Genomic DNA, 6,597 nt, shown 5'->3' on the forward strand with positions numbered 1-6,597 from the left:
GATGCTTAGAAATTCTAATATATTTATGGCGATAATCTACCTTCTGTTCGGCGGCATTTTTACCTATTTAGCGATAACAAGCGTAGAAACGACAATATGGAATGTATACACACTATTACTAATCATTATGGCTACCTTTGATTTTGGTCTTGCCATTCGCCTAATTTTTCTAAAGTGGCAGGCGACGAGAAATCCGAAGCAAAAAAAGTAAAGACTCTTACAAAAAATGGACCGCTATGCGGTCCATTTTATATTTCCTTATTATTATGTAAAACTTATTATTTCGGATAATGCTTTAGAAAATAAACGAGCGTCTGAAGTTCAACGGATAAATCAATATGATGAATGCGAATATGATCCTGTACGTTGATGCGGGCAGGTGTAAAATTTAGAATTCCTTCTATGCTCGTTTTTGATAATCGATCAGCAACAGACTGTGCAACCGTTGCAGGTACCGTTAAAATGGCTACTTTAACATCCTCTGTCATTCTTTGTTCTAGGTCATCTAAATGATAGACAGGCACTTCTCCAATAATGGTTCCAACTTTCTTCTCATCTACGTCAAAAGCCATTGCAATTTTCGTGTTATTATTTTTCAAGAAATTGTAATTTAAGAAAGCGGTTCCTAAATTTCCAACTCCAATTAACGCTACTTGAGTTAAATCATCTTGGTCAAGTGTTTGGCTGAAAAATGATAATAGATAGTTTACATTGTAACCGTACCCTTTTTTACCTAATGCACCGAAGTAAGAAAAATCTCTGCGAATCGTAGCAGAATCAACTTTTACCGCTTCGCTAAGCTCGGCTGAGGAAACCCGTTGCTTTCCTGAGAGCGATAGGTTTTTAATAAAACGATAATACAAAGGCAGTCGTTTCGCAGTTGCCTGCGGAATTTTAGGCTGATCCATCATATCCCCCTCTCTCCTATTTTTGTTTATCATGCTGTGACGGCTATATAAGGCATGTGAACGTATAATAATGGTTGGCTTCACATCTAATAGGAAAACCTCCAACCTAGAAAAATTCACCTTTTACACACAGAATATAAGTTGAAAGTTTATTGGTGTAAAGCTTTCCTTGTATAATAGAGATAGATTCTCCTAAATAAACTATACAACATTTTACATGATGTTGAAAAACATTAGTTTTTTATAATTATATAGTAGACAAACTAATTTGAGGTGAAACACATTGATTTTATTACAAGTAAATGGATTGACGAAGCTTTTTGGAGCGGATGTCATTTTATCCAATATAAAATTAGAAGTCCAAACACGCGATCGTGTTGCACTTGTTGGACGTAACGGAGCCGGAAAATCAACGTTACTAAAAATTATTGCAGGGGAAATGTCTTATGAAGCAGGGGAGATTATTAAGCCTAAAGACGTATCCATTGGTTATCTAGCACAAAATACGGGCTTAGAAACTTCCTTAACAATTGGTGAAGAGATGCTCACAGTCTTTCGCAAGCTACAAGACATGGAGAACGAGCTGCGCAAGATGGAACAGGAAATGGGCAAGGAAGAGATATTTACCAATCCGGAACAGTATGAAAAGCTTCTAGGAGAATATGATCGTCTTCAGCAGCTCTTTAGCGATCTAGGTGGATATCAATATGAAGCAGATATTCGTTCTGTACTCACTGGCTTAGGATTTCCTGTAGAAACACATACCATGCAAATTTCTATGCTAAGCGGCGGCCAGAAAACACGACTCGCATTAGGAAAACTGTTACTAACCAAACCTGATCTACTGATTCTAGATGAACCTACGAACCATCTAGACATTGAAACCCTTACATGGCTAGAACAATATTTACAAGGCTACTCTGGCGCCATTCTAATTGTTTCCCATGACCGCTACTTTTTAGATCGTATTGTGACGCAGGTATATGAAATATCTAATACGCATAGCAAACGTTTCACAGGGAACTACAGTAAATATCTAGAAAGAAAAGCAGATTGGTATGAGCAAGAAATGAAGCGATATGAAAAGCAGCAGGATGAAGTAGCCAAGCTGCAGGATTTTGTTCAGCGTAATATCGCAAGAGCATCGACAACGAAGCGTGCACAAAGCCGTCGTAAGCAATTAGAGCGTATGGAGCTTATGACCAAACCACTTGATGATGATAAATCAGCCTCCTTTCATTTTGAAATCGAACGCCAAAGCGGTAACGATGTACTCCATGTAAAAGATGCTGCTGTCGGATACAAGGGAACTCCTATCATCGAACATGTGAATATGTATATTACTCGCGGTGACAGCATTGCACTCGTCGGTCCAAATGGAATCGGCAAATCAACTTTATTAAAGACGATGGTAAATCAATTAGATGTGCTTCAAGGTACCATTTCATTTGGTTCTAACGTTACGATTGGCTATTACGATCAACAGCAGGCCATTTTAACCTCCTCCAAACGTGTATTAGACGAGCTTTGGGATGAGTACCCCTTACAGCCTGAAAAGGAAATACGTACCGTACTCGGAAATTTCCTATTCTCTGGGGATGATGTGTTAAAAATTGTCTCTTCCTTAAGCGGTGGTGAGAAGGCGCGTCTAGCCCTTGCAAAACTGATGATGCAAAAATGCAATGTATTAATTTTAGACGAGCCTACTAACCACTTAGATATAAATAGCAAAGAAATACTCGAAAATGCCTTGATTGATTTCCCTGGAACCATTTTATTCGTCTCCCATGACCGATATTTTATTAATAGAGTTGCATCAAAGGTTATTGAGTTATCCAAGGATGGGACAATAGAGTATCTTGGTGACTATGATTACTATATAGAGAAAAAAGCGGAAACGCTTGAAATTGCTCAGCTGAAAGAGGAGGAAACGAAACAAATACCTACCCCTAATATAGCAGCTGAAAAACGGAACTATGAAGAGGATAAAGAGCGAAAAAAACAAAATCGCAAGCTCACGCGAAAGCTTGAGGAAATAGAAGAAAGCATTATGCAGTTAGAGGAACAGATTGCAGCATTTGAAGAGGAGCTTTGCTTACCTGAAGTGTTCCAGGACTATGAAAAGGTGCAAAGCATCCATAAGGAAAAAGAAACTGCAGAATCCAAGCTTGAATCACTTATGGAAGAATGGGAAGAATTACAAAGCTAATGAGCGAAATGTATCCACCTGTGGATATATGAATATAAAAACTAACGAAAAAGAGTAGATGCGAGAGCTTCTCCTCTTTTTTACACACTATCCACAGGTATATACACATATGTATGTTGATATTCTGCGATCCATACTAAGTTATACACATTAAGCACAGGCTTACCCACAGTTATCCACAAACATATACACAAATACACAGCAGTTAATCACAAGTTTTTCACTACTTTATTCACAAATCATAATTCAAACTGTGGATATTATTTTTCAATCGGCAATCCCGGATTAGCATTTAACGCTAACGTCGACCGTTTTCCTTTTTGAAACAGAATCGTTCCTGCAGCACCTATCATAGCTGCATTGTCTGTGCATAAAGACAATGGAGGAATGATGAGTTCCACTTGATCCTGGTTTTGAAAGGCTTGCTCTAGCGCATGACGTAATCCTTTATTTGCAGCAACTCCGCCAGCTAATAACACCTGTTTAACTTTATATTCCTCTGCAGCACGGACTGTTTTCGTAACTAACACATCTACCACGCTAGCTTGGAAACTAGCAGCTAAATCTTCCGGTACAATCGTTTCTCCGCGCTGACTTGCGTTATGAACGGTATTAATGACTGCTGATTTTAATCCACTAAAGCTAAAATCGTATGAATCTGGTTCTAGCCATGCTCGTGGTAAGTCAATCGTTGGGCTCCCTTGCGCTGCTAAACGATCTATGTGCGGACCGCCCGGATATGGGAATGATAGCGTCCGTGCTACTTTATCGTAAGCTTCCCCAGCTGCATCGTCTCTTGTTTCTCCAATCACTTCAAATGAGCCATGCTCTTTCATGTAGACTAGCTCTGTATGACCACCTGATACAACGAGAGCAAGTAACGGGAAATTCATTTCCTTAATCAAGCGATTGGCATAAATATGTCCTGCAATATGATGAACTCCGACAAGCGGAATTTGATGAGCAAATGAAATAGCTTTTGCTGCATGTACGCCTACTAACAATGCTCCAACTAGTCCTGGCCCTTCGGTAACCGCAATTGCATCTAAATCGGCAAATGTAACATTTGCTTTCTGCATCGCTTCAGCAATGACAATTGTTATTTGTTCCACATGGTGGCGAGACGCAATTTCAGGCACAACTCCACCAAACCGCTTATGGCTTTCAATTTGAGAAGCCACTACATTTGAGACAATTTCACGTCCATTTCGAATAATTGCTGCTGCTGTTTCATCACAGCTTGATTCAATAGCTAATACGATTGTATCTTTTTCCATTATAAATTCACCCACATTACGAGCGCATCCTCGTAGTTATCTGTATAGTATCCTTTCCGAATACCTCCGTTTAAAAACCCTAACTTCCGATATAAACCTTGTGCAATTATGTTCGATACACGAACTTCAAGCGACATCGTTTTACCACCTTTTTGCCGCGCGTATTCCATTACAAAGCGCAACAAAGCTTCGCCAAGCTGCCTGCCTCTGTATGCGGGCAGTATTGCAATATTCGTAATGCTTGCTTCATCTAAAATGAGCCACATACCGCAGTATCCGACAACCTGACCATTCTCTTCCAGAACGGTATAATTTGCATATTCATTCATCGTGAGTTCTCGTATAAACGCATCCTCCGTCCAGGGAATTGTAAAAGACGCATGTTCAATTTCCAAAACGGATTCAATATCTTCTAGCTGCATATCACGAAATGTTATGAGTGTGTTCATAGCCGTCAGTCCTCTACTTGTTCTGATTTGCTAGCCATTTCGCTTCCGCCTCTGCTAGACGTAAATAGCTTGGTACGAAGGTATGTACATCCTGCGCTGGCTCTTCTGCTCCTAATATAGCTAATGCACCTGGTCTCGGCTGATTTATTGTAGCTTTCGCAAAAATCGCTTGTTCGCCAAGTTCTTGTTCTATCATCGATTGGTGAATAGCAAGATCTTGTCCAATAAATAAAACAGGTTGCTCATATTTTTTCACGATTTGCATCCAATCGGGAAGAAGAATAATTCGATCCTTTTCTTCTACTTGTAATCCGTTATCCCAACGATATAATCCTGTAAAGACCTGCTGACGCCGTGCATCAAATAGCGGACAGATGTACCCTTTAAAGTAAACGCCATTTACAGCTAAAGCAGCAAGGCTTGAAACTCCTGAAAGTGGAATTTGGAGCGACCATGCTAGTGTTTTTGCTACTGTAACTCCTATACGAATGCCTGTATATGATCCTGGTCCTTGCGCTACGACAATTTTCTCTAATTCCGTACTCTTTACATTACACATTGATAAAAGCTGCTCAATTGCAGGCATAAGACGCACAGAATGGTTATTCTTTGTATTAGTAACTATTTCACCTAACACATTCGATCCATCTACGAGCCCTACCCCCATTACTTGATTGGAAGTGTCAATCGCTAAAACTTTCATTTTGCAATAGCTCCTTACATAGTCTAATATATCGATCTCCTATTGGTTCTAACTTAATTTTGCGCATATGTTCACCCTCATGGTGCAACTTAACGGCGAGTAGCTGATCCGGAAGATATGGCTGAATAAAATGAGCCCATTCAACTACCGTAACACCTTGCCCATAAAAATAATCATCCCATCCTAAATCTTCATCACTTTCTTCTAAACGATACACATCCATATGATAAAGAGGAATACGTCCATTGTACTCTTTTATAATGGTAAAAGTAGGACTGTTTACTACTCGTTTTACACCTAACCCTTTGGCAAGACCTTTTGTAAAGGTTGTTTTTCCTGCTCCTAAATCACCTTCTAATGTAAGTACATCTCCCTCCATTAGAAGATGACCAAGCTTTTCAGCTAAGCCGATTGTCTCTTCTGGGGATGATGTAATAATTTCGTATATTGGCATAGTTTGTCACCAACCTCATTTTATCTTCTAGTATAGCCGATTTATGTAATTCATAATGACGTACTTACTTGCATGATTTATTATACTAACTTTCGGCAAAGTTTGCAGAAGTATAATAGATACTTTTGATTCCTTTATAAAACGCCCGTTCCTTGTCCATGTTTAACCTAAATAAGTAAGAGGTTTTCTATAGACTAGTCTAAGGATAGTTAGTTGTCTATATACAAAAAAAGACCTTAGGATTATATCCTAAGGATCGTTGTTTTTATGTATATGGCGGTCCCGACCGGGATCGAACCGGCGATCTCCTGCGTGACAGGCAGGCATGTTAACCGCTACACCACGAGACCATTGGTTGCGGGGACAGGATTTGAACCTGCGACCTTCGGGTTATGAGCCCGACGAGCTACCGGACTGCTCCACCCCGCGACGATATACAAATAAATATTATATTATTTTAATCAATAATATAAGCCTAGCGACGTCCTACTCTCACAGGGACAAAGTCCCAACTACCATCGGCGCTGAAGAGCTTAACTTCCGTGTTCGGTATGGGAACGGGTGTGACCTCTTCGCCATCATCACTAGACCTATTAG

General features: G+C 39.7%; 7 protein-coding genes, 2 tRNA genes and 1 rRNA gene. 2 read left to right on the top strand and 8 right to left on the bottom strand.

From position 1 onward, the window contains the following. Window position 1: 1 nt before the first annotated feature. Window positions 2-211, top strand: coding sequence for a YdiK family protein (locus tag ACM5BR_RS18425; protein ID WP_416829658.1), 210 nt, complete (start codon window positions 2-4; stop codon window positions 209-211). A 67-nt stretch (window positions 212-278) separates the two neighbouring features. Here ACM5BR_RS18425 and ACM5BR_RS18430 read toward each other — a convergent pair whose 3' ends face one another. Beyond that, window positions 279-908, bottom strand: a complete 630-nt coding sequence (locus ACM5BR_RS18430; protein ID WP_416829660.1) for a redox-sensing transcriptional repressor Rex — start codon at window positions 906-908, stop codon at window positions 279-281. A 283-nt stretch (window positions 909-1,191) separates the two neighbouring features. On the opposite strand from ACM5BR_RS18430, the gene ACM5BR_RS18435 reads away from it, so the two are divergent. After that, a complete protein-coding gene (locus tag ACM5BR_RS18435; protein ID WP_416829661.1) occupies window positions 1,192-3,117 on the top strand; it encodes an ABC-F family ATP-binding cassette domain-containing protein in 1,926 nt (641 codons plus the stop codon). Between the two features lie 260 nt (window positions 3,118-3,377). On the opposite strand, the gene tsaD is transcribed toward ACM5BR_RS18435, so the two are convergent. The 7 genes from tsaD to rrf form a co-directional block, all read right to left on the bottom strand. Beyond that, window positions 3,378-4,394, bottom strand: a complete 1,017-nt coding sequence (gene tsaD, locus ACM5BR_RS18440) for a tRNA (adenosine(37)-N6)-threonylcarbamoyltransferase complex transferase subunit TsaD (RefSeq protein ID WP_416829663.1) — start codon at window positions 4,392-4,394, stop codon at window positions 3,378-3,380. After that, entirely contained in the window at window positions 4,394-4,843 is a 450-nt protein-coding gene (gene rimI, locus ACM5BR_RS18445) for a ribosomal protein S18-alanine N-acetyltransferase (protein ID WP_416829665.1), read from the bottom strand. The genes tsaD and rimI overlap by 1 nt, the downstream gene beginning before the upstream one ends. 13 nt (window positions 4,844-4,856) lie before the next feature. After that, entirely contained in the window at window positions 4,857-5,546 is a 690-nt protein-coding gene (tsaB, locus tag ACM5BR_RS18450) for a tRNA (adenosine(37)-N6)-threonylcarbamoyltransferase complex dimerization subunit type 1 TsaB (protein WP_416829667.1), read from the bottom strand. Further along, the gene (gene tsaE, locus ACM5BR_RS18455) at window positions 5,527-6,000 is read right to left on the bottom strand and encodes a tRNA (adenosine(37)-N6)-threonylcarbamoyltransferase complex ATPase subunit type 1 TsaE (protein WP_416829669.1); all 474 of its coding nucleotides are present in this window, start codon (window positions 5,998-6,000) and stop codon (window positions 5,527-5,529) included. Before tsaE ends, tsaB begins: the two co-directional genes overlap by 20 nt. 274 nt (window positions 6,001-6,274) lie before the next feature. Then, window positions 6,275-6,350, bottom strand: a tRNA-Asp gene (locus ACM5BR_RS18460). A gap of 2 nt (window positions 6,351-6,352) precedes the next feature. Continuing rightward, a tRNA-Met gene (locus ACM5BR_RS18465) sits at window positions 6,353-6,429 on the bottom strand. 44 nt (window positions 6,430-6,473) lie between these two features. After that, window positions 6,474-6,589 (bottom strand): 5S ribosomal RNA (gene rrf, locus ACM5BR_RS18470). Window positions 6,590-6,597 lie beyond the last annotated feature (8 nt).

It is taken from the genome of Ectobacillus polymachus, from assembly GCF_048159605.1.
GTDB lineage: Bacteria > Bacillota > Bacilli > Bacillales > Bacillaceae_G > Ectobacillus > Ectobacillus polymachus.